The organism is Streptomyces similanensis (genome assembly GCF_039543625.1).
Taxonomy (GTDB): domain Bacteria; phylum Actinomycetota; class Actinomycetes; order Streptomycetales; family Streptomycetaceae; genus Streptomyces; species Streptomyces similanensis.
This window is the reverse complement of record NZ_BAABKC010000044.1, coordinates 252,761-277,274: the sequence shown is the minus strand read 5'-3', so window position 1 is coordinate 277,274 and position 24,514 is coordinate 252,761. Positions and strand designations below refer to the sequence as shown.

The 24,514-nt window shown below is 71.3% G+C and carries 25 protein-coding genes and 1 pseudogene; 7 read left to right on the top strand and 19 right to left on the bottom strand.

What is annotated here, in order from left to right; translation table 11 throughout:
* Positions 1-4: 4 nt before the first annotated feature.
* Positions 5-847: pseudogene (locus ABEB07_RS15410) on the top strand (replication initiator); the annotation flags it as partial.
* 151 nt (positions 848-998) lie between these two features.
* Here ABEB07_RS15410 and ABEB07_RS15405 read toward each other — a convergent pair.
* From ABEB07_RS15405 to ABEB07_RS15355, 11 genes are all read right to left on the bottom strand, one after another.
* On the bottom strand, positions 999-2,432 hold the full coding sequence (locus ABEB07_RS15405; RefSeq protein ID WP_345668836.1) for a recombinase family protein: 1,434 nt from the start codon (positions 2,430-2,432) through the stop codon (positions 999-1,001).
* A gap of 204 nt (positions 2,433-2,636) precedes the next feature.
* Positions 2,637-3,587 (bottom strand): Yip1 family protein, encoded by a 951-nt coding sequence (locus ABEB07_RS15400; RefSeq protein WP_176149832.1) that lies wholly within the window; start codon positions 3,585-3,587, stop codon positions 2,637-2,639.
* 159 nt (positions 3,588-3,746) lie between these two features.
* A complete protein-coding gene (locus ABEB07_RS15395) occupies positions 3,747-4,001 on the bottom strand; it encodes a hypothetical protein (RefSeq protein WP_164588359.1) in 255 nt (84 codons plus the stop codon).
* Positions 3,998-4,213 (bottom strand): hypothetical protein, encoded by a 216-nt coding sequence (locus ABEB07_RS15390; RefSeq protein ID WP_345668834.1) that lies wholly within the window; start codon positions 4,211-4,213, stop codon positions 3,998-4,000. The genes ABEB07_RS15395 and ABEB07_RS15390 overlap by 4 nt, the downstream gene beginning before the upstream one ends.
* Before the next feature lie 33 nt (positions 4,214-4,246).
* Entirely contained in the window at positions 4,247-5,092 is an 846-nt protein-coding gene (locus ABEB07_RS15385) for a peptidoglycan-binding protein (RefSeq protein WP_345668833.1), read from the bottom strand.
* Positions 5,093-5,216: 124 nt separating this feature from the next.
* Positions 5,217-5,858: a hypothetical protein gene (locus tag ABEB07_RS15380; protein WP_345668832.1), complete on the bottom strand. Its 642-nt coding sequence runs from the start codon at positions 5,856-5,858 to the stop codon at positions 5,217-5,219.
* On the bottom strand, positions 5,855-6,181 hold the full coding sequence (locus ABEB07_RS15375) for a hypothetical protein (RefSeq protein ID WP_345668830.1): 327 nt from the start codon (positions 6,179-6,181) through the stop codon (positions 5,855-5,857). The genes ABEB07_RS15380 and ABEB07_RS15375 overlap by 4 nt, the downstream gene beginning before the upstream one ends.
* Positions 6,174-8,597, bottom strand: coding sequence for a hypothetical protein (locus ABEB07_RS15370; protein ID WP_345668829.1), 2,424 nt, complete (start codon positions 8,595-8,597; stop codon positions 6,174-6,176). Before ABEB07_RS15370 ends, ABEB07_RS15375 begins: the two co-directional genes overlap by 8 nt.
* On the bottom strand, positions 8,584-9,423 hold the full coding sequence (locus ABEB07_RS15365) for a hypothetical protein (RefSeq protein ID WP_345668827.1): 840 nt from the start codon (positions 9,421-9,423) through the stop codon (positions 8,584-8,586). Before ABEB07_RS15365 ends, ABEB07_RS15370 begins: the two co-directional genes overlap by 14 nt.
* A 193-nt stretch (positions 9,424-9,616) precedes the next feature.
* Positions 9,617-10,675: a hypothetical protein gene (locus ABEB07_RS15360; RefSeq protein WP_345668826.1), complete on the bottom strand. Its 1,059-nt coding sequence runs from the start codon at positions 10,673-10,675 to the stop codon at positions 9,617-9,619.
* 100 nt (positions 10,676-10,775) lie between these two features.
* Entirely contained in the window at positions 10,776-11,429 is a 654-nt protein-coding gene (locus ABEB07_RS15355) for a hypothetical protein (RefSeq protein ID WP_345668825.1), read from the bottom strand.
* Between the two features lie 74 nt (positions 11,430-11,503).
* Between ABEB07_RS15355 and ABEB07_RS15350 the strand changes: the two genes are divergently transcribed.
* Positions 11,504-12,145, top strand: coding sequence for a VWA domain-containing protein (locus ABEB07_RS15350; protein ID WP_345668824.1), 642 nt, complete (start codon positions 11,504-11,506; stop codon positions 12,143-12,145).
* A gap of 572 nt (positions 12,146-12,717) precedes the next feature.
* On the opposite strand, the gene ABEB07_RS15345 is transcribed toward ABEB07_RS15350, so the two are convergent.
* From ABEB07_RS15345 to ABEB07_RS15315, 7 genes are all read right to left on the bottom strand, one after another.
* On the bottom strand, positions 12,718-13,215 hold the full coding sequence (locus tag ABEB07_RS15345) for a hypothetical protein (RefSeq protein ID WP_345668823.1): 498 nt from the start codon (positions 13,213-13,215) through the stop codon (positions 12,718-12,720).
* Between the two features lie 149 nt (positions 13,216-13,364).
* Positions 13,365-13,745 (bottom strand): hypothetical protein, encoded by a 381-nt coding sequence (locus ABEB07_RS15340; protein ID WP_345668822.1) that lies wholly within the window; start codon positions 13,743-13,745, stop codon positions 13,365-13,367.
* A gap of 65 nt (positions 13,746-13,810) precedes the next feature.
* A complete protein-coding gene (locus tag ABEB07_RS15335; RefSeq protein ID WP_345668821.1) occupies positions 13,811-14,101 on the bottom strand; it encodes a hypothetical protein in 291 nt (96 codons plus the stop codon).
* 99 nt (positions 14,102-14,200) lie between these two features.
* Positions 14,201-14,779 carry a phage tail tube protein gene (locus tag ABEB07_RS15330; protein ID WP_345668819.1) on the bottom strand — a complete coding sequence of 193 codons (579 nt, stop codon included), beginning with the start codon at positions 14,777-14,779 and terminating at the stop codon, positions 14,201-14,203.
* Positions 14,780-14,877: 98 nt separating this feature from the next.
* On the bottom strand, positions 14,878-15,285 hold the full coding sequence (locus ABEB07_RS15325; protein ID WP_345668818.1) for a hypothetical protein: 408 nt from the start codon (positions 15,283-15,285) through the stop codon (positions 14,878-14,880).
* Between the two features lie 318 nt (positions 15,286-15,603).
* The gene (locus tag ABEB07_RS15320; protein WP_345668817.1) at positions 15,604-15,822 is read right to left on the bottom strand and encodes a helix-turn-helix domain-containing protein; all 219 of its coding nucleotides are present in this window, start codon (positions 15,820-15,822) and stop codon (positions 15,604-15,606) included.
* Complete coding sequence (locus ABEB07_RS15315; RefSeq protein WP_345668816.1) at positions 15,822-16,499, bottom strand: hypothetical protein; 678 nt, start codon at positions 16,497-16,499, stop codon at positions 15,822-15,824. The genes ABEB07_RS15320 and ABEB07_RS15315 overlap by 1 nt, the downstream gene beginning before the upstream one ends.
* Before the next feature lie 359 nt (positions 16,500-16,858).
* On the opposite strand from ABEB07_RS15315, the gene ABEB07_RS15310 reads away from it, so the two are divergent.
* Positions 16,859-17,317, top strand: a complete 459-nt coding sequence (locus ABEB07_RS15310; RefSeq protein ID WP_345668815.1) for a helix-turn-helix domain-containing protein — start codon at positions 16,859-16,861, stop codon at positions 17,315-17,317.
* Between the two features lie 101 nt (positions 17,318-17,418).
* The gene (locus ABEB07_RS15305) at positions 17,419-17,748 is read left to right on the top strand and encodes an antibiotic biosynthesis monooxygenase family protein (RefSeq protein WP_164588482.1); all 330 of its coding nucleotides are present in this window, start codon (positions 17,419-17,421) and stop codon (positions 17,746-17,748) included.
* An 86-nt stretch (positions 17,749-17,834) separates the two neighbouring features.
* Here ABEB07_RS15305 and ABEB07_RS15300 read toward each other — a convergent pair whose 3' ends face one another.
* Positions 17,835-20,123, bottom strand: coding sequence for a (Fe-S)-binding protein (locus tag ABEB07_RS15300; protein WP_176149834.1), 2,289 nt, complete (start codon positions 20,121-20,123; stop codon positions 17,835-17,837).
* A gap of 314 nt (positions 20,124-20,437) precedes the next feature.
* Here ABEB07_RS15300 and ABEB07_RS15295 point away from each other — a divergent pair, with 314 nt between their 5' ends.
* From ABEB07_RS15295 to grpE, 3 genes are all read left to right on the top strand, one after another.
* Entirely contained in the window at positions 20,438-21,889 is a 1,452-nt protein-coding gene (locus ABEB07_RS15295; RefSeq protein ID WP_425589008.1) for an MraY family glycosyltransferase, read from the top strand.
* A gap of 94 nt (positions 21,890-21,983) precedes the next feature.
* Positions 21,984-23,831: a molecular chaperone DnaK gene (gene dnaK, locus ABEB07_RS15290; RefSeq protein ID WP_176149836.1), complete on the top strand. Its 1,848-nt coding sequence runs from the start codon at positions 21,984-21,986 to the stop codon at positions 23,829-23,831.
* Entirely contained in the window at positions 23,828-24,499 is a 672-nt protein-coding gene (grpE, locus tag ABEB07_RS15285; protein WP_176149837.1) for a nucleotide exchange factor GrpE, read from the top strand. The genes dnaK and grpE overlap by 4 nt, the downstream gene beginning before the upstream one ends.
* Positions 24,500-24,514 lie beyond the last annotated feature (15 nt).

Genomic DNA, 24,514 nt, shown 5'->3' with positions numbered 1-24,514 from the left:
GGTCGACCTGTGGCGCTACTTCACGATCTACCTGCGCCGTGAGATCGCCAAGCGCGCCGGGCTCACCCAGAAAGTCGCCCGTGAGCAGTCGCGGGTCTCGTTCGGCAAGGTCGCCGAGTACCAAAAGCGCGGCGCCGTCCACTTCCACGCCGTCATCCGCTTCGACGGACCCGAAGGACCCGACAGCCCGCCCCCGGCCTGGGCCACCCTCGAACTCCTCACCGACGCCATCCACGCCGCTGCCGCCCGCGTCGCCGTCGACGTGCCCCCGGCCGGCCAGCAACCGGCCCGCACCCTGCGCTGGGGCACCCAGCTCGACGTACGCCCGATCCGCGCCTTCGGCGACGGCTCCGAGATCACTGAACAAGCCGTCGCCTCCTACGTCGCCAAATACGCCACCAAAGCCGCCGAGACCACCGGCACCGTCGACCGCCGCATCGGCAACAAAGAGGCCCTCGCCCTGCTCGGCGTGCCCGACCACCCGGCCCGGCTCATCGCCGCGTGCCTCGACCTGCACCCGCTCTACCCGGACCGGAAGCTGCGGGACTGGGCGCACATGCTCGGCTTCCGCGGCCACTTCTCCACCAAGTCCCGCCGCTACTCCACCACCCTCGGCGCCCTGCGCCAGACCCGCGCCGACTACCGCGCCGCACAGCAACGCCAAGCCCTCGGCCTGCCCGACCCGGACGACGAGGAAGCGACCACCCTCACCCTCGCCCACTGGGCCTACGCCGGCCACGGCCATACCCCCGGCGAATCCTGGCTCGCCGCCTCCATCCGCCGCGACATCCAGCACAACCGCGAAACCGCCCGCGAAGGACTGGCAGGAGGTGCCCTCGATGAGTAAGGACGTCAAGCGGCCACAGTCCCGGAAGGACACGGGGAAGTCCAAGGTCATGAGTACGGACGAGTGGATCCAAATGCATCTGCGTCGAGCCCCTGAGCGTGACGAAGAGTGGGTACGCCGGTCACTTGTGTTGCAGGGGCGGCTCTGATCGTCAGCGCCAGACTGGTTCGATCAGGCTGGGGTCGAACTTGCGTCGCCCTCGGCCGGCCGGATGGATGATCACAGCGGAGAGGCTGTGCAACACGATCTCTTGTTGGCGTTCGACGGGCAGAGCCAAGAACTCATCGACGGTCACGTTTGTCGTGTCGTTCTTGGCCTCTCCCTGCTTCTGTTCCTTGTAGAAGCGGGCTCGCTCCAACTTCAGCTCGTCGCGCTCTCGCTCCTTGGGGGGCAAGAGCTGCAAGAGTGTGGTCACGGTGATCTGCTTCGACCTCTCGGCCGCGACGAGCTGGGCAATGTCTTCGTTGATCTGCTCCAACTCCGTCTCCCCCGACCATCGTTGGTCGACAGGTGCGGCAGCTACTGCGGCTCGTGCGCGTTGTTCCTCAAGAACAAGTTGAGCGATCAGCCTGTCGACCGGGTCGCCCACGCGTCCAACTTTGCCGCAACCGCCGTTCACCACGGAGCACTGATAGGTGAAGCGTGCAGCCTTTGAGCCCGGTTGCCACTTCTGGTTGATCTGGCCTCGGATCTTCGTCTTGCAGAGTCCGCAACGGGCGATCCCTGAAAGCAGGTACTTCCGGGCGAGCGTCTTCCCAGGGTGCTTCCGCTTGCGCTCGGCGACCGCCGCGCACACCGCCTCCCACTCCTCAAGGGCGTTGATCGGCTCCCACTCGCCCATGACGGGCCGACCGTCTTCTCCGTGCAGGATCTCGCCGTGGTAAGTCCGGTATCCAACCAATCGGGGGCTCGTCAAGATGTGCTCGACGTGGTGGTGGGCCATGCGCTTCGTGCCTGCCCGCGGGTTGCCCAAGCCCTGCTCCTGCCACCTGGTCCGGATGGTTCCGATACGGACGCCGGCCAGGATCTCCCGCTGTGCCTCGCGGATGGCCTTGGCCGCGTCCGGGTCGACCTTGGTCCGGTCGTCCTTCCGCCATCCGTACGGTGCCGGTCCGCCGCTGTCCTTGCCCTGCTGGGCCAGTTCCAGGTGCTTGCGCTGGATGCGGCGTGAGGCGTCGTGCGACGACTTGTTGGCGAACGCGACCATGATGCGCGCCATCGTGCGGCCGTCCGGCGTCGCGATGTTGATGTCGTTCGTGACAGTGGCGAAGTCCAGGCGCGGGCGCTCGTCGTAAATCTCGATGAGCCGTTCGAGGTCGCGCGGCTGTCTTGCGAGCCGGTCAAGGTCGTACGCCACGATGCCGTCGATCAGGCCGGCACGGAGATCCGTCAGCATCATCTCGAACTCTTCGCGCACGACGTGGCGCTTGAACGCGGACACGTCGTTGTCCTCGTAGACCTTCACGGCCTGCCAGGATCGGAGATCCGCCAGACGCTCACAGTCCTGCTGCTGCCGTGCGACGCCGAGCGCTTCGCCTTCGTCGTCCCGTGAGATGCGGGTGTAGATCCCCACCCTGCGTGCCACGTTCGGGCCTCCCCTGCCTCCGGAGCAGGGATCAGACTACAACCGTCATTGAGTCAAGACAGCCCGGTCTGTCGAGCCGCCCGTGGTCAAGCGGTCGGGGCAGGTGCTCGACGCCTGAGTTGCGCCAGGCGACATGTGAGATGCGTGAGGAAGGGGCCCGGCTGATCAGCCGGGCCCCTTCCCCCTACCTGCGCACGTGTTCCGCTAGAACGTCCCCAGCTTCACGATCGACAGCAGGGCGATCAGCTGGATGGCCGACGCGCCCAGGGCCTTCGGCCAGGGCAGGTCGTGGGAGCGGCTGACCATCAGGGTGAGCAGGGCGCCGCCCGCGATCCAGGTGGCCCAGCCGAGCAGCTGGACGAAGCCCGCGTCGCCGCCGGCGAACGTCGCGACGATCAGGCGCGGCGCGTCCGTGAGCGACATGATCAGCATGGACAGGCCCACCGTGGGCTGCCACGCGCCGTCGCCGCCCAGCTGGCGGGCCAGGGTGTGGGTGACCACGCCCAGGACGAAGGCGCTGATCACCATGGCCACGGCCGTGATCAGGACGATGGGGATCGCGCTGGAGAGGGTGGCGTGCAGGGCGTCCGCGCGGGCGCCGTCGAAGCCGAAGACGGCCAGCAGGCCGTAGAGGAACGTCACGATGAGGGCCGGGACCCACATCGTGTAGTCCCGCATCCGCAGGAAGGTCTGGTTCGGGGACAGCACGACGCCCTTCAGCAGCTCCTTCCAGGGGAGCGGCGGGCCGATCGGCGCCGCGGGCGCGGCGGCCGAGCCGGCCTGGTACGTCGAGCCCTGGGTGTAGCCGGCGGCCTCGTCGATCGAGAAGGCCTGGGTGTGGCCCGGCTGGTTCGCCGCGTACGGGTCGTACGTGCCGCCCTGGGCGTCCGGGTGGCCGCCGTCGAAGTACTCCGGCCCGCCGTCGGCCTGACCGGGACCCGGGTATCCGTACGGCTGCCCCTGCTGCGGGTACGGCGGCTGCGGCGCCGACGGGTAGCCGTACGAGGGGCCCGCCGGGCCCGGGCGGCCGGCGGGCTGACCGTACGACGGTCCCGCGGGCCGCCCGCGCCCGTACGACGGCCCCTGCGGCGCCTGCTGTCCTTGGGGGGTGCGGTCGTCCCGGCGGCCCCCGCGTCCGTTCCTGAATCCAGCCACGTCGTCGAACGTACCTGGTCCCGGGGACCGGCAGGGCGGCTCCGGACGTCCGGGACCGCCTTTGCTGCCGACCTGTGACGTCCCCTAGGGGGCCGGCGGCGCCGCAGCCCTGGGTTTCCTCAGGGTTTCGGCGCCCGTCGCCCGTCTCATCGCGCCGTCTCATCGGCCGGCCGACTCCCACAGCGTGACCGCGAGCGCCGTGCAGGAGGTGACCGCCGCCAGGGACGGCAGGGGCCACCGGCCGCGCTCCAGGGTGTCGAGACGGTCCTCATGGTCGCTGAGGGTCTTGTCGGTCTGGTCGGCGCGCTGGAGGAGGAGGGCCAGGTCACCGCGGGTGGTGGCGAAGCCGACGTCCACCGAGCGGCGCAGGCGCTCCAGCTCCAGCGCGACTCCTTCGGCCTGGGGAATCGTCATGGCGACTCCTGCCTGCGCAGCCAGTCCGGGAGCGTGTCCTCCACGGCGGGTGTCGACATCAGGCGGCTGATCGCCGTCGCCGTGGCCACCAGCACCCCGAGCGCGGGCAGGTCGGCCAGGCCGGGGGCGCCGGCCAGCAGCGGGAGCGCCGCCGCCACCGCCAGCAGGGTCTGGAACGCTGTCCGCACGGTCCGGCGCGTCGAGTCCTTCATCCGGGCAACTCCGTTCTCGTTCAGGTCGGTTCCTCACACCCGCGGCACGCACAGCTTGGTCCAGCTGGTGCGGCCCGGTATGCCGTCCGCGTCCGCGCCGGTGTAGCCGAGCTTGCGCTGCCAGGCCGCGTACGAGCGGCGGTCCGCCTCCGTCCAGGACGGGCCCGGTCCCTGTTCGTAGCGGCCGCAGCCCTCCGCCACCAGGCGGCGGCCCATCGCCGTGATCACCGGGCTGCGGCGGCCGGCGGCGAAGAACGCCGCGCCGGGGAAGGGCGTGCAGGGGCCCTGGTCCGGGCCCGTGCCGAGCCGCCGCGCTATCCGCGCGCGCATCCCCGGCATCGAGAAGCTGGGGTCGATCTTGCGGGTGGTCCACTCCTTGTGGCCGATCACGCGGTCCGCGTCCCAGCCGTGCGCGCGGCAGAGCGCCGCTGCGATCCTCTCCACGGCCGAGAGCTGGGCCTCGGGGTAGGGGTCGCGGCCGTCGCCCCAGTTCTCGATCTCGAAGCCGTAGAAGTGGGCGTTGCCGTCGATCGCGTCCGGGCCCGGCCGGGACGGGAGCGGGGTGCCGTCGCACACGGCGGCGTAGACGGCCTTCGAGCCGCTGCCCGCGTGATTGGTGCGGCCGTAGCCGACCAGGTGGGCCGTGCCGTCCTTGGCGATGACCGCGATGCAGAGCGGGCCCGGCAGGTCGGGGCGGCCCGCGCGGCAGACGTCGACGCTGGCGGCGCCGACCGTGTGGTGCAGCATGACGCCGGTCGCCGGGCCCCAGGCGCCGATGGCGTTGCGGTTGTGGGTGGACCAGGCGCCGTGCTCGGCGACCGTGACGCCCTCGGCGCGCAGGGCGGCGCGGAAGGCGGCGGCGGACAGGGGTGTCGCCATGAGGGGTTCCTTTCACTTCTCACTTCGGTTCTCGGGAACGGCCGAGCCCCGGTGCGCCGCGTCGGGGACGACGGCGCACCGGGGCTCCGGCGCGGGGGTGGCGGGGCCCGCGGGGGCGGCGGGGTCAGAGGACGGGGTCCACCCGGATGAAGCGGTTGTCGTAGGAGACCGTGTTGGGCACCGACGACCAGTACGTCGGGGTCGCGGAGTAGGCCGTGCCCGAGATCAGGCCCGTGACGACGAACTGGCTGGTCGTCGCCACGCGATCGGTGCCGTAGACGGTGCAGGCGCGGTCGATGGAGGACGCCAGGAACACGGAGTTGTCCGCCTTCTTCACCGTCGCGCCCATGAACCCGGAGGCGGCGGCGGAGTTGTTGATCCAGGCGCCCACGGTGACGATCACCTTGCCGGTCGGCGGCGCGGTGAACGCGGCCACCAGCGGATCGCCGGTCGCGCCCGACAGAGTCTCCACGGGGGTGAGGGAGGTGGTCGTGCCGGCGTCGTTGTTGTAGAGGAACACCGGCACCGCCGCGACCGGGGCCCACACCGAGCCGTTGTAGTGCGTCAGCTGGCCCGGGCTCACCAGCCAGGCGACCATGCCGGCGACCGGGGTGGTGATCGCCGTGTCGCGGGCGGCGGCGGTCGCGTAGCGCAGGATCGTCCGGGCGTCGACCGTCTCGGCGAGGGTCTGGAGGTGCGCGGGGAGGTTCGCCGGATCGGCGGGCTCGGGGTAGGGGATGCCGCCGAGCGGGGTGTACGCGGTCATGTGCTGCTCTCCTCTTCGGTGGTGGAGTGGGTGCCCGCGGCCACGGTCCCGGCCGGGTCCGGTGCGTCCGGGTCCGGTGCGTCCGGGTCGGGGCCGCCCCCGCCCGGCTGCGCCGCGGCCTCGGTCGTACTGCCGCTGGCCTCCACGTCGGCGAGCACGGTGTCCTCGTCGCCCTCGGGCGGCGCCGGCGGCTCCTCGGCCGGGATCGGCGTGACGACGACCTCGACCGGCGTGACGATCACGTACGAGTCGTCCGCGGGTTCGGCCGGCTGCGGCGCCTCGGCCGGGGGCGCGGTCCCCGGCTCCCCGGTGGGCTCAGGCATGTGCCCCCTCCTTGATCCGGCCCCAGGCGAGCCGGGAGGCGGTGAGGTCCGACAGCTTCGGGTAGGCGGCGGCGACCGCGGCGTACGTCACGGAGGGCGTCGTCGCCGGGTCGCTCGGCGCGTCCGGGACGAGTCCGGCGTCGGCCGGCAGGGCGCCGGGGTCGACGCCGCGCAGGGTCAGCGTCTGCTGGACGCCGCCCTCGGCGGTGGCCGCGGTGCGGATGCCGACGACCCAGGCGAGGGTGTCGAGCGCGGCGCCGGCGGTGTCGACGACCCGGACGACGTCACCGAGCTGGATGCGCGGGTCGTACAGCACGTCGACGTCGCCGATGACCGGCACCGGCAGTACGCCCGCGGTGCGCATCGCCCGGGCCAGGGCGGCGGCGGTGGCGGCGTCCTGCACCCAGTCGGTGCTCTCCGCCGTGTACTCCTGCCGGCCGTAGTACTTCTCGCTCGCCACGCCGCTCGGGTCGCGCGCGGGGTCCTCCAGCAGGGCGATGGACACGCGGTCGACCGGGTCGGCGCTCGGCTTGATCGTCAGCAGGTAGAAGGACGGCTTGCGGTCGGTGGTGATCGTGTAGAGCGTCTGGCTGCTGCGGTTGGTGTACCGCACGACCAGGTAGCCGTCCTCGCGGCGGACGAGCATGTCCACCATGCCCTTGACGGCGGCGGCCCCGGGCGCGGGGCTGGCGGCGAAGCGGACGTTGGTGCCGGGGGTGGCGCCGGTGTCGTCGTCGGTGCCCGGCGGGCTGATGTCGTACTCGTCCTCCGCCATCAGGTACTTGACGGTGGTCGTCGAGCGCGGGGGCAGTACGCGGATCACATCGTCCTGCAGCGTGGTGCCCGCCACCGCGGTGATCCCGGTCCAGTCCTTGTAGGGCTGGGTGCAGTAGTTGCGGCAGGCGTCGATCTCCTCGGTCGCCGTCAGCGAGGCGATCTCCCGGACGCTGGTGAGGGTGAGGTCGGCGGTGGTGGGCCGGGTGGCGAACCGGGTGTAGTTGCGCCACCGGAAGACGCCCCGCTCGTCGATCTCGGCGGTGGACATGCTGGCCTTGGCGATCTGCGAGATCACCTCCCACTGCGAACCGCTGACCCGGGGCAGCGCGTACAACGGCAGGATCGGGTCGTCCAGTTCGACGCTCTTCGTCCAGGCCCACGCGCCGGTGTGCGCGAACTCGGCCGCCGACGGCATCGCGGGCATGCCGCCGGTGACCTGGAGGCACTCGGCCGGAAGGTCGGTGAAGAGGGAGACCTGGCCCAGCTCGGAACTCGTCTGGAGGCCGAGGGAGCTGGAGTACGTCGCCGCGGTGCCCAGGAGCTGGGTGCCGTCCGGCGCGGTGAGCCGGGGCTGGACGGTCGGGTAGACGCTGGAAGTGCCGTCGGTGGTGTCGAACAGGGCGCCGATGTGCCAGACGCCCCGCTGGCCGAGCGAGGCCCAGGTCCACTGGAAGTACCAGCCGTTGCTGCTGTCCGCGGAGGCGATCCGGACCCAGCGCTCCGCGAAGTTCACGAGCAGCTTGAGGTATCCGGTGTTCGACCCGTTGCGGTTCAGATCCAGCTGGACGACGACCTGGTCGCCGTTGCCGATCCCGTCGTCGCCCGAGGTGCTGTCGTAGCGGACGGCGTTGTTCACCCAGACCTCGGCGAAGAGCCTGCTGCCCGGCACGGTGACCCGGCTGCGCGGGAACCAGCTGGCCTTGACCTGCGGCTGCTTGGGCACCAGCGCCATCTCGTGCGGGGCGCCCTCCCGGCGGAAGGTGAACGTGGCCGGGTCGGGCAGGAACTCCGGCTGCCCGTACGGCGTGCTGAACCCGCCGTGCAGGGAGGCGTACACCAGGGTCAGCGGCTTGCCGTCGGCGAAGTCCGGATAGCGGGCCGGCGGGCAGGCGTACAGGCCGCCCTGGCGCAGCAGTTCGGACACGCACCAGGTGGCCGTGGACACCGGCCGGCGGTAGAGGAAGCCGCTGTACGGCTTCGGCAGCACGGCGGGCCCGCGCAGCCGTTCCGCGCCGTCGAGCGCGGTGATCTGCACGGTGTCGCCGCCGGAGGCGGCGGACCGGGAGCGCACGGTGCCCCGGAACGCGGGCAGGGCGGTGGCGTTGGCAGCGCCCACCGTGCCCCCGTGGACGACGGACTGGCCGGGCCGTACGGCGTCGCCGGTGAGGCGGCCGGCCCAGGGCGAGTACAGCTCGGGCGCCGTCCTGCCGCCCGTGCCGGACAGCTCGACCTGGAGCTGGGCGGCGGACGAGCCGGAGAAGGCGCGCATCGCGGCCGGCAGATCGGTCGCGTACGACCGCTCCAGCTCCCAGGACTGCACCTGCGCGGAGACGTCCTTGCCGCCGAGCCGGGTGCGGTGCCGGTTGGTCCGCTCGCCGGCCGCGAGGGCGGCCGCGGTGGCGTCGTCAGCCCGCTGCACCGGACACCTCCACCAGGTCGATGCTGATGCTGCGATACGGCAGCGGACGGCCCGGGCTGTCGGAGTAGCCGGTGACCGACATCGGCGGCAGTCCGTCGCCGGGCACGCCGGCCTCCGCGACGGCGCCGTAGGCGAGGCAGGCCCCGGCCAGCGAGTACGGGCCGCCCGCGGCGCCGGGTTTGGCGACGGGGGTCAGGTAGGCGGCGCCCGCCGGGACGGTGGCGCCGACGAGGGGGCCGGCCGCCGTGACGGAGCTGAGGTAGCTCCCGTCGGCCTTCTTGAAGTCGAAGCCGGCGCTGACCGTGGCGAGCGCGGCGAACGCGGCCGGGACCCGGAAGGAGACCTGGAGCCCGGGGGCGACGGGGAAGTTGCCGGTGGTGCCGGTGCAGCGCCAGGCGACGACGCTGGTGGCGTCGGCGGCGGTGAAGACGAAGGCGCCGGGCTGGGCGGTGCTCTCGGCGAGCGTTCCGGTGGCGGAGGTCCGGACCCACTGGGCGAGGCCGGTGACGGTCGTGGACCCGGCGACGCCGAGGCCGCCGGCCTGGGTGGCGCCGAGGACGTTCCCGGCGGCCGGGTCGACGACGTAGAGGGGGCCGGGGCCGTCGACGCGGCGCGCGAGGCGGTCCAGGACGCGGGCGTGGGCGGGGGCGAGCAGGTCCCAGGACAGCTTCATCCTGCGGACGGGGTTCGGGTAGCGGGTGACGGTGACGCGGCCGCCGAGCGACTTGAACTCGGTGACGCCGAGGTCGGCGCTGCGGTCGAAGGACTTGGCCGCCTGATCGATCTCGGTCATGGCGCCGGGCGGGCCGATCCAGAGGTTTCCCATGGGGGCTCCTGAGGGTGTGCCGGGGGCGGAGGTGTGCGAGGTGTGCCGGAAGGCGGAGGTGTGCCGGAAGGCGCAGGTGTGTCAGAAGGTGGAGGTGTGCCGGAGGGCGTGAAAAAGGCCGACGGATGTGAGCCGTCGGCCGGGGAGGCGGGGGCGCGCTGTGCGTACGTGCTGTGCGTACGTGCTGCGCGGACTACCGCCTGGCGAGCTGGCGTTGGCCCAGGAACACCGCGCGGGCGATCTCCTGCGAGTCGACCTGGATGACGACGGGCCGGTCCGCGAGCTTCTCGACGGCGGCGGCGAGGGTGCGCAGTCCGCCGCCCTGCCCGACCATGCCCTCCAGCTTGGACAGCGGGATGACGGCCTCGTTCTCGCCCGCTTCGCCGAGCAGGGCGAGCGTGCCGCCGGAGCGGGCCTGCACGACACCGCCGGCGGCGAGGTGCGGGACCGGCACGTGCAGCCGGGGGAAGCCGAAGGAGCGGCCGCCGAACTTCGGCACCCAGCCCGGGATGCTGATGTGGATGCCGGCGAGGGCGCCGAGCAGGCCGTTCAGCGCGGTGGCGAGGCCGGTCATCGGGGCGAGCATGGCGTTGCCGAGGCCGCGCAGGATGGGGCCGGCGTTCTTCGCCAGGGCGCCCACCGCCGAGCCGATGTGCTTCATGGCGTACGAGACGCCCTTCTGCAACAGCTTGGTGACCTTGTCCATGTTGACGAACTGGGCGATGAGCGGGGTGAGCAGGGTCATCACCAGGCCGAAGGGACTGGCGGCCATCGCCAGGTTGAGCCCCTTCTGCGCGAGGGAGGCGCCCTTGAGGCCCTTGCCCAGGCCGCCCATGGACTTGCCGCCCTTGTCGGCGTTCTTGGCGGCCTTGCCGACGGACTTCTCGACGGCGTCCGACTGCTGCTTGACGTTCTTCAGCTCGCCGTGGGCGCCCTTGGCGGCGCTCCTGAGCCGGTCGAGGGAGGTCTTGAGCTTGTCGGTGCCGGTACGGGCCTTGCCGATCCCGCCGTCGGCGTCGCGCGAGGCCACCTTGACCTTGTCGAGTCCCTGGCCGCTCTGGGCGGCGGCGGTCCTCAGCCTGCCCAGGGAGGAGGACAGCTTGTCAGAGTCGCCCTTGACCTTGGTCATGGTGGCGGTGTTGGCGGCGGCGCTCTTCCGGAACCTGTCCAGATTGCCGCCGGCCTGGTTCAGGGAGTTCTTGAGACCGCCGAGTGCGGTGTTCACACCGGCGACAGCCTGCTTGAGATTCATGTCCGATCCCTCATGTCCGATCCCTCATGTCCGATCCCTCATGTCTGGTCCCTCATGTCCGCACCTTCCGATGCGCCGCCGACGGCCGGCGGGCGGAACGTCAGATTCCCGCGAGCGCCTGGCTCAGCTTGTTGACGGAGTCGCGGGTGGTGGTGAAGTTCTGGTTCCGCACCCTTTCGGTCTGCTTGGCGTTCTCGCCGGCCGTACGGAGGCTCCTCCGCAGCTCGTTCACCTTGTTCTCCGCCGACTGCGCTTTCGTCTTCGCCTGGTCGGCCGTGTTCTGGGCGTGGTTGATCCGTTGGTTGAGTCCGGCGGCCCGGGATTGCCGGTAAAAGGTCTTGTCGACGTACGGCCTGAGCTTCTTCAGTTCCTCCTGTTCCTTTTTCAGCTTCTCCTTTTCCTTCTCCTTGTCCTCGAATTCATCGATCTTCTTCTGGCTGACGACCCGGCGCCACCACTTGTCGCCCTCCTTGGCCCAGGGGAAGGGCTTGACGGTGTTGCCCAGCCAGGTGATGCCCTTCTCGTCGATCTTCAGAAAGGTGAAGTCCGCCTTGACCACGGTCAGTCCGGTGGAGACGGCGGCCAGACCGATCTTGAGGTAGTCCAGCGTGTTGTTGATGGTGGTGACCTTCATGACGAGGTTCGCGGCCTCGTCTTTCGAGTAGTAAAGCCGAAAGGCATTGCGGACGGGCTCGGGGACGAAGTCCAGGTTCAGTTTGTGCGTGTCCGATCCTGCGCTGCCGGATGCGGCCATGATGCGGTTCCTTTCCTGGCGGGGCGGATGTGCGGTAGGGTCTGCCGGAATCAGTCCGAGTATGGGGGTGCGGAGTGAACGTGGCCATCGGTGTTTGCGTTTCCGATGAGAGGTCCTTCGAGCTGTCTTTCCGTAAACAATCGGCGGAGTTCGCGCTGCATTTTTCGGAGAAGTACTCGGATGGAGTGGACGTCGGTTTCTGGTTGTTCACCGACAAGCCGGTTCCCATTCCCCGCCCGGCGCCTGGCCAACTGGATTCCTGGGGCGACGACTGGCTGACTCCGGAGAATCACACGGAGCGGGTCAGAGGCGAGCAGAAGAAGAACAACCTCGCGCGGTTGCGGCGGGAGGGGAAGCTGTTCCAGGGCCTTCGGCGCCTCTCGCCCATGATGGAACGGATCATCGAGGCTTCCGCCGGCCTGCCCGGGCACACCGTGGCCGTCCTGCTCCTCGACGGATCGCCGTACGACGGCGAGGCGTTCATGAACACCATGCGGAAGGCGGCCAAGTACCCGCTGTTCTGGGTCTTCATCGGCACTGCCTGGAACGAGCACTGCTATCTCGGAGTGGTGGAGACACTCGGCAGGGCTCCCGGCGACCCCGACAACTTCCTGATGCTGCACACGTCCAACTGGTCCGGCCTGACCAGGTGGCTCACCGCACGGCGTATCCGCCGCGCGGTGGAGCGCTGGAAGAAGAGGACGCCGGTCGGCTGACGGGACACGTCCGGGCCGCCCCCGCGCAGCCGGGTGTGGTGTGTGCAACTGCCCATAAATGCATCACCAGTTACTCTCCTTCCGCTCGGTCCGGCGCGTCATGACCTGAAAACGTCCCGGCCCTGGGCGGGGGAGCCGCTCCCGGACGAGAGCGGCGGGGGCGGAGCCGGCCTTCGGGTGCGGTCGATCGGCCGAGGTCGAACGCCGGGAGTTCGCCGCGTATGCCCATGGCTGGAAAGACGCGCTCGCCTCCCTGCCGCCGGAGCTGCGGCGGCCGGCGCTGACCCTTCTGGAGGGCGGCGCGGTCATCCCGTTCCCGGCGGCCCGGACAGAGGGGGAGCCGCCGCAGGACGCGGCGGAGAGGGAGGGCGAGGACGACGGCCAGGGCGTCGAGCGGCCGGCCGCGTCCGCGCCGTCCCCGCGCGCACCGCGGTTCACCGAGAAGAACGCGCGGTCGAAGTCGCCGACGGTGCCGAAAGTCGAACGCGGAAGGTCCCGATGGAAGGACCGCCGGGACTTCTTCGATCACTGAGCCCCCGGGAGAGCCCGAGCCCCGGGAAGGGCCTGAGCTTTCAGCAGAGGTCGTCGGCGGGATGCGGGCGCGCCGCCGGAGCCCCGGACGGATGCGGATGCGGGCCCGTGGGGTGCGGCCCCGGGGTCCGCGGTTCGGTCTGCTCCGGGCCCGCCCGGTGCGTCCTCGGCCGGCCGGGGTCCGACTGACACGGGTCCGCGAGGCCGGGGTCCGCGCGGTGCCGATCCGCCGCGGCCGGTGCCGAAGGCTCGCGCTGGGGCTGGGGCTGGGGCTGGGGGAACGGCAGCACCTTGGCCCCGTCGGCCGGACCCCGCACCGACCGCGCCCGCTCTCCGCGCTGCTCCTCGTGCTCCCCACGGTCGCGCCATCCCTGCCCGTACGCCCGGAATTCGCGCCGTTCGATCTCCGCCCGTGTGGTGACCACGAGATCCGGAGGCACGGGACGGCCCCGCAGGCGCTCGGCCAGCGTGCGCCGCAGTTCACTGGCGGCCTCGGCGTAGTCGGTACCACCCGACACCGCGCGGTCGTTCTTCGTCACTCGGCCCTCCCTCCGCACCGCTCACCCCCGTATCGAACATGTGAGCGATTATTGTTCGAGAGTACCCGACACCCCGGTGATGACAACGGGAAAGCGGGGCGCGGTTCACGCCACCTCGCGCCCACCGCCCGCCCGCCGGCGCGGGCCGGCTATGAGAAGAACCGCAGCAGTTCGGCGAGCGTGGGATCGGGAACGCGGGCCGGGTCCACGGGCCCGGTCTCCGCGTCCTGGTCCGGCCGGGCGTCCGGCCCGTCCGGACCGTCGGGCCCGTCGGGCTCAGTACCCGGTCGCGGCACGGGCTTCGGATACTCCAGCGGCTCGGTGTCCTCGTCCCGGTTGACCGTCGCGAACATCCAGTTGGCCTCGGCGAGTCGGTCGACCGCAGTGGCGAGGAGGTAGTCACCGACCGACCAGTCGGCCGCTTCGCCGTGCAGCTCGCGCAGTGTCACGCTGTCCTGCGGCAGGTGCCGGACCAGCACCGCGAGCCGGCGCGAGGTGAGTCGGCCGCGGTGCCAGTCGAGCAGGTCCACGCCGTAGTGGCGGAGCAGATCCGCCTCCAGGGCCTCGGCGTGCTCGTCGACGAACGCGCCGAGGCTCAGCCTTCCCCCAGGCCGAGCCCGGTCTCCCTGCCGTACGCCTCCATGATCGCGGCGATGTCCTGCATGGTGACGTCGTGGCGGTCGAAGCGCGCGTACTGGGCGTCGCCCAGCAGGGCGTGCAGCAGTCCGTCCACGTCGTTGTCGTCCAGCTCACGCAGGGCGCGGGCGGTCTTGCGGGTCAGCTCGGTGGGCAGCGTGAATGTGTCGTCGTCGAGGGTGAACGACCAGCTGTGGCCGAGCGCTTCGAGGCGCTGGGCCCGGGCGGCGCCGACATCGAAGCCTGCCATGGGTCAACTCCGTTCGTGTTCAGGGTGATTTGCTGGTGATGGCGGGACGCGGGCGGGGACGCGCGGCGCACGTCCCCGCCCGCCGGGGGAGGGAAAGGGTCAGGAGGCGACGCTGTAGGCCGGGTCCTTCATCAGGAAGGTGGCCAGCGGCTTGGTGTCGTCGACCGACAGCGCCGTGAAGGTGACGCCGAGCTTGATGGAGGCCGTGCGGGTCAGCGACAGCTCCTCGGAGTCGGTGACCTGACCGCGCGGGATGACGAAGCGGTACGTGATGGAGCTGCCGTCGGTGAACTCCACGCCCAGCGCCTTCTCGTTGAACTTCGGGGCGGAGGCCAGGTCGTACTTGTAGAGACCGGAGCCGGTGGCGGTCTCGGCGACGGTGTCACCGCCCATGAAGAACGGCAGCGTGTCCTCGTTCATCTGGAGCAGCTGGAACTTCACGGTCAGGTCGCGGTCCGAGTAGATGAACCGGGCCGGGGAGACCGACTGCCAGGTCTCGACCGGGTCCAGCTTGTCCTTCTTGGACAGCTTGATGCCGTCCTGCGAGGTGTAGCCGAGGTCCTTCCAGGCCGCCGCCCACGCGGCGGTGGTGTCGGCCGGCGCGGCCGTGCCGACCGGGGCGACCAGGATGCGTCCGGTGCCGGCGACGCGGATCTCGTTGGCGTTGTTGCCTGCCATGCGTGACTCCTCTTGGTGTTCTTGAGGGATGTGGTGCACTGGAAAGTGGTGCGGTGCGCGGGGAGGGCGCCGGTCCGGACGGCCGGCCGGCGGCCGGGTCAGCCGGTGTGGATGAGCAGGCGGACCGTCGCGTAGTAGCGGTTGGCCGCCGCCCGGTTCCAGTCGGGCAGCCAGCGCGGGCCGTCGGCCTCGACGACGTCGGTGACGCGCGCCGTGCCGTAGACGGCGCCGCGCAGCGTGAGGATCGCCGAGCGGGCCTTCAAGGCCAGCGCGTGGGCGCTGGTCTTGTCGGGGCCGTAGACCTCGAGGTCCACCAGCGGCTGGTCCAGGCGCTGGTCGTCGATCCAGGCCCCGCCGGAGCGGGAGACCAGGACGACCGGCTGGGTGCCGTTGAAGCCGCTGGGCGGGACGTTGTCCACGGTGGCGGCGGCGAGTTCGGCGCGGGTCTTCAGGTAGTCGACGACGAGTCGCTCGACGTCGGGGAAGGTGACCGTCGGTTCGGCCACGGGATGGCCTCCCTTCGCGGAGGAGGACACGCCGGTCATCGGGGTGTCCGGGGGTGCTCACGGAGAAGCGGCGGGCCGATGCCCGGGCCTGCGCGGCCCGGGCACAGCTCCGCCGCTGCACCAACTGTGACATGTTGCGAGCGCGAGCGCAACTAATTCTTTCGGGGGAGCCTCCGGCACCCGTACGCCGCCGGCCCGCCGCCGGTCCACCCGGAGAAACGCGCACCGCCCCGTCGCATCACGGCGATGCGACGGGGCGGTGCGGCGGACCGAGGAGGTGAAGGGGCGAAGGGGGGAACCGGAGCGGCCGGCGGCGGCTCACCCGGGAGCGGACCGCCCCCGCGCGGCCCGCTCCGCCGCGAACACGTCCTCCAGCCGGAACAGGTGCGCACGGCCCTGCCGTCCGGCGGCCGTCAGCCGGCCCAACTGCACCCACTTCCGTACCGTCGCGGGCGTCACACCCGCCTCGGCGGCGGCCGTGGCTCCGGTCACCAGGAACGGCCCCCCGGGCAGGAGACGGCTGGGCGTACGGGCCATCACGCGACCCCTTCCGCGTCGTCGGCGCGGCCTTCGGCGGCGTCCACGAGCGCGGTGATCGCCGCCGCGTCCGCGCCCGAGTCGTCGGCGAGCCGCGCCCACGCAGACTCCTCCCAGCTGTGGCGGTGCCCGGCGTCGTCCGCGCACGCGCACCCCGGGGCCGTGCACCGGCAGCCGGGATTGACGCACAGCACCACCCGCCCGGCGGGGAGCGCGCGCAGGGAGACCGAGTCGCACCAGGGGCATCGCCCGTCGACGCGCACCATCGCCTCCTGGGCGCCGAGGACGCGGCCGCCGCGGCGGGCCATGCGGCGGCACTCGTCCAGGACGTGCCGGGCCAGGTCGGGGTGGTCGGCGACCCGGTCCAGCAGTCCGGCGAGCCGCCGCAGCCGCTCGGGCACGCCGGCCCGCGGCGCGCGGCCGAGCCCCAGCCGGTCCCGGACGGCCTCCTCCAGCTCGATCACGCCGTCGGTGATGTCGCGCAGGGCGTCGGAGACGTGGAGCCGCACCGGGGCGGAGCCCGAACCGCCGCCGGCGCCGCGGGTGCGGCCCGCCGTGAGGCCCGGCCGACCGCCTCCCGGGGCCAGTTCGGCGAGCAGATCGGGGAACTGGCGGGCGAGGACGTCGATCCAGCGGGCGGTACGGGCGGTGTCCTGGCGGACGGCGCGGTGCGTCATGGTGGGCACTCCGATCGAGAGCGTCGAGTACGACGTGGGCGGGATGAACGGCCACGGCTGGGATGAACGGCGCGGACGAGGCGGCATCGCGGACGCGCGGCAAGGGGTGCGGGAGGCAGCCGAGTTCGGCGGCGTACTTGTTGCGGGTGCGCACACAGCTTGCCATGTTGCGTGAGGGCACGCAATGAATCCAGTGGGGCGGCCGATCGAACCAGGCGGCGCCGGAGGCTGCCACGCCTCACTCGTTTCTTACCCGCGCGTGCGCGCACCCACGTGTTTCGCGCGCGCACGACCACTACAGTGGTCGGGGGAAGCAGACAGGGCAGGAAGTACGCAGGAAGCACAGGGAGCACTCACACATGAAGAGTGATGCCGAGCGCATAGAGGAATTCGCCGGGTGGGTCGAGGGCGCGATGCGGGCGCGCGGCTACGACATCGACAGCCCGCGGGGCGGCGGCAGGACGAAGCTGGCCGAGGACGCGGGAGTGCACCGGGCGGCCGTCACCCGCCTGCTCCAGCGGCAGAGCATGCCCGACCTGGACACCATGCGGGGCCTCGCGCGCGCTCTCGGCGTCCCCGTCCGGGACGTCCTGATCCGGTCCGGCAAGCTGGCGGAGGAGGACCTGCCCCAGACCCCGGCCCCGTCCCCCGCCGCGGCGCCCACCGGCGGGGCCGCCCTCTCCGCAGAGCAGGCCGCGGTGGCCCTGGGCATCCCGGAACACCTCCGGGCCGCGTTCGTCCAGATCACCGAGCAGCTGCGGGTGGGAGGCGCGGGCGCACCGGACCAGCGGGAGACGGACGGGCGGGCGGGGCACTGACGCCGGCGCCCGAGCGGAACGGCGCGGGCATCGGCGACCGCCCACGCCCCGGCCCGCCGTCTTCCGGGACTCGGCCGGTGCCCATGGTCCAGGATGGGGTCATGAGCGTAGTGAAGATCAACGTGCTGACCGTGCCGGCCGAGCAGCGGGAGACGCTGGAGAAGCGCTTCGCCTCCCGTGCGCACGCCGTGGAGAACTCCGACGGGTTCGAGTGGTTCGAGCTGCTGCGGCCCGTGGAGGGCACCGACCAGTACCTCGTGTACACGCGCTGGCGCGACGAGGAGTCGTTCCAGGCGTGGATGGAGGGACCGATGAAGTCCGCGCACCAGGGCGGCGGCGAGGGCGGCGGCGAGCGGCCCAGGCCGGCGGCCTCCGGCTCGACCCTGTGGTCCTTCGAGGTGGTGCAGCAGGCCGCCCCGAAGAGCGCCTGACGCCGCACAGACGAAACGCGTCGCACACGACGGCGCCCCCCGACCCGCGCGGGTCGGAGGGCGCCGTCATGGCGTTCAGCGGCCGGTCACTTCACCGGCTGCGGCTCCGGGGCGCTCTCGCTGTCCGCCTCGCCCGCCGGGGGCTCGTCCACCGGGGTCTTGACGGAGTCCAGCAGCAGCTGGGCGACGTCCACGACCTGGATGGACTCCTTGGCCTTGCCGTCGTTCTTCTTGCCGTTGACCGAGTCGGTGAGCATGACCAGGCAGAACGGGCAGGCGGTGGAGACGATGTCCGGGTTGAGGGAGAGGGCCTCGTCGACGCGCTCGTTGTTGATGCGCTTGCCGATCCGCTCCTCCATCCACATCCGCGCGCCGCCGGCGCCGCAGCAGAAGCCGCGCTCCTTGTGGCGGTGCATCTCCTCGTTGCGCAGGCCCGGGACGCTGGCGATGATCTCGCGCGGCGGGGTGTAGATCTTGTTGTGGCGGCCCAGGTAGCACGGGTCGTGGTAGGTGATGATGCCCTCGACCGGGGTCACCGGGACGAGCTTGCCCTCGTCCACCAGGTGCTGGAGCAGCTGGGTGTGGTGGATGACCTCGTAGTCGCCGCCGATCTGCGGGTACTCGTTGCCGATCGTGTTGAGGCAGTGCGGGCAGGTCGCGACGATCTTCTTCGCCGACTTCGGCTTCCGCGACTCGTCGGTGACCTTGCCGTCGTCGTCCATCTCCTCGCCGAAGGCGGCGTTGAGGGACATGACGTTCTCCATGCCGAGCTCCTGGAACAGGGGCTCGTTGCCCAGGCGGCGGGCGGAGTCGCCGGTGCACTTCTCGTCGCCGCCCATGATCGCGAACTTCACGCCCGCGATGTGCAGCAGCTCCGCGAAGGCCTTCGTGGTCTTCTTGGCCCGGTCCTCCAGGGCGCCCGCGCAGCCCACCCAGTACAGGTACTCGACCTCGGTGAGGTCCTCGATGTCCTTGCCGACCACCGGGACCTCGAAGTCGACCTCCTTGGTCCACTCCAGGCGCTGCTTCTTGGCCAGGCCCCAGGGGTTGCCCTTCTTCTCCAGGTTCTTGAGCATCGTGCCCGCCTCGGACGGGAACGCCGACTCGATCATCACCTGGTAGCGGCGCATGTCCACGATGTGGTCCACGTGCTCGATGTCCACCGGGCACTGCTCGACGCAGGCGCCGCAGGTGGTGCAGGACCACAGGACGTCGGGGTCGATGACGCCGTTCTCCTCGGCGGTGCCGATCAGCGGGCGCTCGGCCTCGGCCAGCGCGGCGGCCGGGACGTCCTTGAGGGCCTCCTCGGACGCCTTCTCCTCGCCCTCCACGCTCTTGCCGCCGCCGGCGAGCAGGTAGGGGGCCTTGGCGTGCGCGTGGTCGCGCAGCGACATGATCAGCAGCTTCGGGGAGAGCGGCTTGCCGGTGTTCCAGGCGGGGCACTGCGACTGGCAGCGGCCGCACTCGGTGCAGGTGGAGAAGTCCAGCAGGCCCTTCCAGGAGAAGTGCTCGACCTGCGAGACGCCGAACACGTCGTCGTCGCCCGGGTCGGTGAAGTCGATCGCCTTGCCGCCCGACGTCATCGGCTGGAGTGCGCCCAGGGCCGTGCCGCCGTCCGCCTCGCGCTTGAACCAGATGTTCGGGAAGGCGAGGAAGCGGTGCCAGGCGACGCCCATGTCGGTCTTCAGGGCGACCGTGATCATCCAGATGAACGAGGTCGCGATCTTCAGGCCGGCGAAGAAGTAGGTGAGGTTCTGGAGCGTGGAGGCGTCCATGCCGCGCAGCCAGGAGACCACCGGGTACGAGATGAAGAACGACGCCTCGTAGCCGTCGACGTGGTGCTGGGCGCCCTCCAGGGCGTGCAGCATGAAGATGCAGACGCCGACGATGAGGATCACGCACTCGACGAAGTACGCCTGGCCGAAGTTGGAGCCGGCGAAGCGGGACTTGCGGCCCGGCTTGTCCGGCTTGCTCAGCTGGCGGATCGCGATCAGGACCAGGATGCCGAGCACCGTCATCGTGCCGATGAACTCGACGAACACGTTGTACGGCGCCCACTCGCCGATGACCGGCAGCAGCCAGTCGGCCTGGAAGAGCTGGCCGATGGCGTTGACGATCGTCAGCAGCAGCGAGAAGAAGCCCACCGCCACGAACCAGTGCGCCACGCCGACGACGCCCCAGCGGTTCATCCGGGTGTGGCCGAGGAACTCCTTGACCACGGTGAGGGTGCGCTGTGCGGGCTCGTTGGTCCGGGTACCGGCGGGCACGGACTGGCCGAGCCGCATGGAGGTGTAGATCTGCCAGACGGCGCGGCCGAACAGTGCCACGCCGACCACGATCAGGACCAGCGACACGATGATCGCGGCGAGTTGCATTGGGGCTCCTGTGAGGCGGCCTCGAAATTACTAAGCGGTAACTTATGCAGTCCGTTTGAGACTACCCTCATCCTCCGTCGCAATGTAGCCGGGCGCGGGGTGATCTGGGTCGCTGAGGGTCGCCTGACGTGGCGATCGGGGCAGGTCGCGTCCTGCCCTCGACCACCTGCGGCCCTCACGGGAGCGACTTCTTCGCGCGGAGGCATCCGAGTCGCATTCGAATCGCATCCGGATCCAGATCGAATCCGAGTCGAACTCTGTTCCGATCGTGTTATTCACACCCAATCGCCCGATATACCCCTAATTTAAGAACCGTGCTCTACGGGATCGCCACCGCCACCACCGCCCTCCTCCTCGCGGCCGTGCTCTCGGCCCTGTTCCGGGCGCCCGCGCTGCGGCTCGGACTGGTCGACCGGCGCCGGGTGCGCCCGGTGCCGCTGCTGGGCGGCGTGGCCGTGGTGGCCAGTACCTGCCTGGTCGCGGCGGCGGGCGGCTGGACGGGCGCCGCCCCGCTCGGCGCCGGCGTGGGCCGGCTGCTCGCCGCCGGCGCCGGGGTCGCCGTCCTCGGTCTGGTCGCCGACGTGTGGCGGCTCAGCAACCGCATCCTGCTGGTGGGCACGGCCGTGGCGGCGGCCTTCGTGGTGCCGTACGACGAGACCGGCGTGCCCGCGGGCCTCGCCGCGGTGGCCTGGATCGCCTGTGTCGCCGCGGCCTTCCGGGGACTGGACCACGCCGACGGGCTGGCCGGCACCGTCGGTGTGCTGACCGCCTTCGGCGCGGGCGCGTGCGCGGCGGCGGAGCTGATGGACGACCTGGCGGTGCTGCTCAGCATCCTGGCCGCGGCCCTCACCGGCTTCCTCATGCACAACTGGCATCCCGCGCGGATCGCCTTCGGCGCCTGCGGCTCCCTGTTCACCGGCTTCGTGCTCGCCGCCTCGGCGGTGCTCGTCCGCACCGGGTACGACGCCGGGCCCACCGCGGCCGCGCTGTTCGGGCTCACCGCCCTGGCGAGCGCCGACGCGGTCCTGGTCGTGCTCTCCCGGCGGCTGGCCGGGCGGCCGCTCAGACGGCGCGGTCCCGACCACCTCGCGCACCGGCTGCGCCGGCTCGGCCTCACCCCGCCGGGCGCGACGGTGCTGCTGAGCGTCGCCGCCTTCGCGACGGTGCTGGTCGGGGTGCTGGTGCACACGGGATGGCTCGCGCCGACCGGTGCGCTGTGGGCGGCGGGGGCGGTGCTGGCCGCCGTCCTCGGCCTGCTGCGGGTACGGGTCTACGGCCCGCGCCGCCCCGGCGGCCCGCCGGGCACGGCCACCCACCGCCACACCACCTTCACCCGCCACACCACCCTCGGCCGCCCCGCCGCCGGCCCCCGCGACCCCCGCGCCGCCCGCGACACCGCCGCCTCCCGCGACCCCCGCGCCCCCCGCGACACCGGAACCCACCGCGGCCGCGACACCGGAACTCACCGCGCCGCCACCGGATCCGGCCTGCCCGCGCCCTCGGCTCCCCCCACCGGCGCCCGGTCGTCCAGCAGAATGCCCCTTTTCGAGGCATACGGCTCCCGTGGCCGGGCAGAAGCCGAGACGTCGGCCAGAGGCCGGAGGGCGCCCGGGGGAACGGGCGCCCTGGGCGCCCCGCGCGGTCCCGGCGCGGATGTGCGCGGCGTACGCGTCCCGCCCGCCTCCCGTGGTCAGGCACCCGCTCCGCCACCCCGGCAGTCCGCGTCGTCGCAGCTCAGAGAGTCCTTGCGCGTAAGGGATGGATAAGAGTTGAGCCACCTCCACTCAGGTCTCTTGACCCATTGCCGGGTGTGGGGCACACTTGAGTCAGTTCCACTCAAGTCAGCTGGAGGAATTCACCATGGCACGTGCGGTCGGCATCGACCTGGGCACGACTAACTCCGTCGTCAGCGTTCTCGAAGGCGGCGAGCCCACCGTCATCACCAACGCCGAGGGCGCCAGGACCACGCCGTCCGTCGTCGCCTTCGCCAAGAACGGCGAGGTGCTCGTCGGCGAGGTGGCCAAGCGCCAGGCCGTCACCAACGTCGACAGGACCATCCGGTCGGTCAAGCGCCACATGGGCACCGACTGGAAGATCAACCTGGACGGCAAGGACTTCAACCCGCAGCAGATCAGCGCCTTCGTGCTGCAGAAGCTGAAGCGGGACGCCGAGTCGTACCTGGGCGAGAAGGTGACCGACGCGGTCATCACCGTCCCGGCGTACTTCAACGACGCCGAGCGCCAGGCCACCAAGGAGGCCGGCGAGATCGCCGGTCTGAACGTCCTGCGCATCGTCAACGAGCCGACGGCCGCCGCCCTGGCGTACGGCCTCGACAAGGACGACCAGACGATCCTCGTCTTCGACCTCGGCGGCGGCACCTTCGACGTCTCGCTGCTGGAGATCGGCGACGGCGTGGTCGAGGTGAAGGCCACCAACGGCGACAACCACCTCGGCGGCGACGACTGGGACCAGCGCGTCGTCGACTACCTGGTCAAGCAGTTCCAGTCCGGCCACGGCGTGGACCTGTCCAAGGACAAGATGGCCCTCCAGCGCCTGCGCGAGGCGGCGGAGAAGGCCAAGATCGAGCTGTCCTCGTCCACCGAGACCTCGATCAACCTGCCCTACATCACGGCGTCCGCCGAGGGCCCGCTGCACCTGGACGAGAAGCTCACCCGCGCCCAGTTCCAGCAGCTGACCGCGGACCTGCTGGAGCGCTGCAAGACGCCGTTCCACAACGTCATCAAGGACGCCGGCATCTCGATCAACGAGATCGACCACGTCGTCCTCGTCGGCGGCTCGACCCGCATGCCCGCCGTCGCCGAGCTCGTCAAGGAGCTGACCGGCGGCAACGAGGCCAACAAGGGCGTCAACCCGGACGAGGTCGTCGCCATCGGCGCCGCCCTGCAGGCCGGTGTCCTCAAGGGCGAGGTCAAGGACGTCCTGCTCCTCGACGTCACCCCGCTGTCCCTCGGCATCGAGACCAAGGGCGGCATCATGACCAAGCTGATCGAGCGCAACACCACGATCCCGACCAAGCGCTCGGAGATCTTCACCACGGCCGAGGACAACCAGCCGTCGGTGCAGATCCAGGTCTACCAGGGCGAGCGCGAGATCGCGGCCTACAACAAGAAGCTCGGCATGTTCGAGCTGACCGGTCTGCCGCCGGCGCCGCGCGGCGTCCCGCAGATCGAGGTCGCCTTCGACATCGACGCCAACGGCATCATGCACGTGACCGCCAAGGACCTGGGCACGGGCAAGGAGCAGAAGATGACCGTCACCGGCGGCTCCTCGCTGCCGAAGGACGAGGTCGACCGCATGCGCCAGGAGGCCGAGAAGTACGCGGAGGAGGACCACGCCCGCCGCGAGGCCGCCGAGACCCGCAACCAGGGCGAGCAGCTCGTCTACCAGACCGAGAAGTTCCTCAAGGACAACGAGGACAAGGTCCCGGGCGAGGTCAAGACCGAGGTCGAGGAGGCTGTCGCCGAGCTGAAGGAGAAGCTCAAGGGCGAGGACAGCACCGAGATCCGCACCGCCACGGAGAAGGTCGCCGCCGTCTCCCAGAAGCTGGGCCAGGCCATGTACGCCGACGCCCAGGGCGCGCAGGCCGCCGGCGGCGCCGGTGAGCCGGGCGCCGGCCAGGCGAAGGCCGACGACGACGTCGTGGACGCCGAGATCGTGGACGACGAGCGCAAGGACGGTGCCGCGTGACGGAGGAGACCCCGGGTTTCGACGAGAAGCCCGACGTCCCCTCCGGCGCCACCCCTGACGACGCCGAGCCGAAGGCCGCCTCCTCCTCCGAGGAGGGGGCGGCCCCGGCCGGGGACGCGAGCGAGAAGGCCGGCCTGACGGCCCAGCTGGACCAGGTGCGCACCGCGCTCGGCGAGCGCACCGCGGACCTCCAGCGGCTCCAGGCCGAGTACCAGAACTACCGGCGCCGGGTCGAGCGGGACCGGATCGCGGTCAAGGAGATCGCCGTGGCGAACCTCCTGACCGAGCTCCTGCCCGTGCTCGACGACATCGGGCGCGCCCGGGAGCACGGCGAACTGGTGGGCGGTTTCAAGTCCGTCGGCGAGTCGCTGGAGACCGTGGCCGCCAAGATGGGACTCCAGCAGTTCGGCAAGGAGGGCGAGCCCTTCGACCCGACGATCCACGAGGCGCTGATGCACAGCTACGCGCCGGACGTCACCGAGACGACGTGCGTGGCGATCCTTCAGCCCGGGTACCGGATCGGCGAGCGCACCATCCGCCCCGCGCGGGTGGCCGTGGCCGAGCCGCAGCCCGGTGCGCAGACGGTCAAGTCCGCGGACGAGGCCGGTGCGGAGAAGGGCGCCGAGCCGGCCGACGACAAGGACAGCGGTGGCCCGGACGAGGGCTGACGCACCCGCACGCGA

Coding starts and splice junctions, on each gene's coding strand:
- dnaK (WP_176149836.1), top strand. CDS start 21,984: ATGGCACGTGCGGTCGGCATCGACCTGGGCACGACTAACTCCGTCGTC.
- ABEB07_RS15300 (WP_176149834.1), bottom strand. CDS start 20,123: ATGCAACTCGCCGCGATCATCGTGTCGCTGGTCCTGATCGTGGTCGGC.
- ABEB07_RS15310 (WP_345668815.1), top strand. CDS start 16,859: ATGAAGAGTGATGCCGAGCGCATAGAGGAATTCGCCGGGTGGGTCGAG.
- ABEB07_RS15330 (WP_345668819.1), bottom strand. CDS start 14,779: ATGGCAGGCAACAACGCCAACGAGATCCGCGTCGCCGGCACCGGACGC.
- ABEB07_RS15315 (WP_345668816.1), bottom strand. CDS start 16,499: ATGACGCACCGCGCCGTCCGCCAGGACACCGCCCGTACCGCCCGCTGG.
- ABEB07_RS15365 (WP_345668827.1), bottom strand. CDS start 9,423: ATGGGAAACCTCTGGATCGGCCCGCCCGGCGCCATGACCGAGATCGAT.
- ABEB07_RS15355 (WP_345668825.1), bottom strand. CDS start 11,429: ATGGCCGCATCCGGCAGCGCAGGATCGGACACGCACAAACTGAACCTG.
- ABEB07_RS15320 (WP_345668817.1), bottom strand. CDS start 15,822: ATGGCCCGTACGCCCAGCCGTCTCCTGCCCGGGGGGCCGTTCCTGGTG.
- ABEB07_RS15375 (WP_345668830.1), bottom strand. CDS start 6,181: ATGCCTGAGCCCACCGGGGAGCCGGGGACCGCGCCCCCGGCCGAGGCG.
- ABEB07_RS15395 (WP_164588359.1), bottom strand. CDS start 4,001: ATGACGATTCCCCAGGCCGAAGGAGTCGCGCTGGAGCTGGAGCGCCTG.
- ABEB07_RS15360 (WP_345668826.1), bottom strand. CDS start 10,675: ATGAATCTCAAGCAGGCTGTCGCCGGTGTGAACACCGCACTCGGCGGT.
- ABEB07_RS15335 (WP_345668821.1), bottom strand. CDS start 14,101: ATGGCAGGCTTCGATGTCGGCGCCGCCCGGGCCCAGCGCCTCGAAGCG.
- ABEB07_RS15385 (WP_345668833.1), bottom strand. CDS start 5,092: ATGGCGACACCCCTGTCCGCCGCCGCCTTCCGCGCCGCCCTGCGCGCC.
- ABEB07_RS15390 (WP_345668834.1), bottom strand. CDS start 4,213: ATGAAGGACTCGACGCGCCGGACCGTGCGGACAGCGTTCCAGACCCTG.
- ABEB07_RS15305 (WP_164588482.1), top strand. CDS start 17,419: ATGAGCGTAGTGAAGATCAACGTGCTGACCGTGCCGGCCGAGCAGCGG.
- ABEB07_RS15380 (WP_345668832.1), bottom strand. CDS start 5,858: ATGACCGCGTACACCCCGCTCGGCGGCATCCCCTACCCCGAGCCCGCC.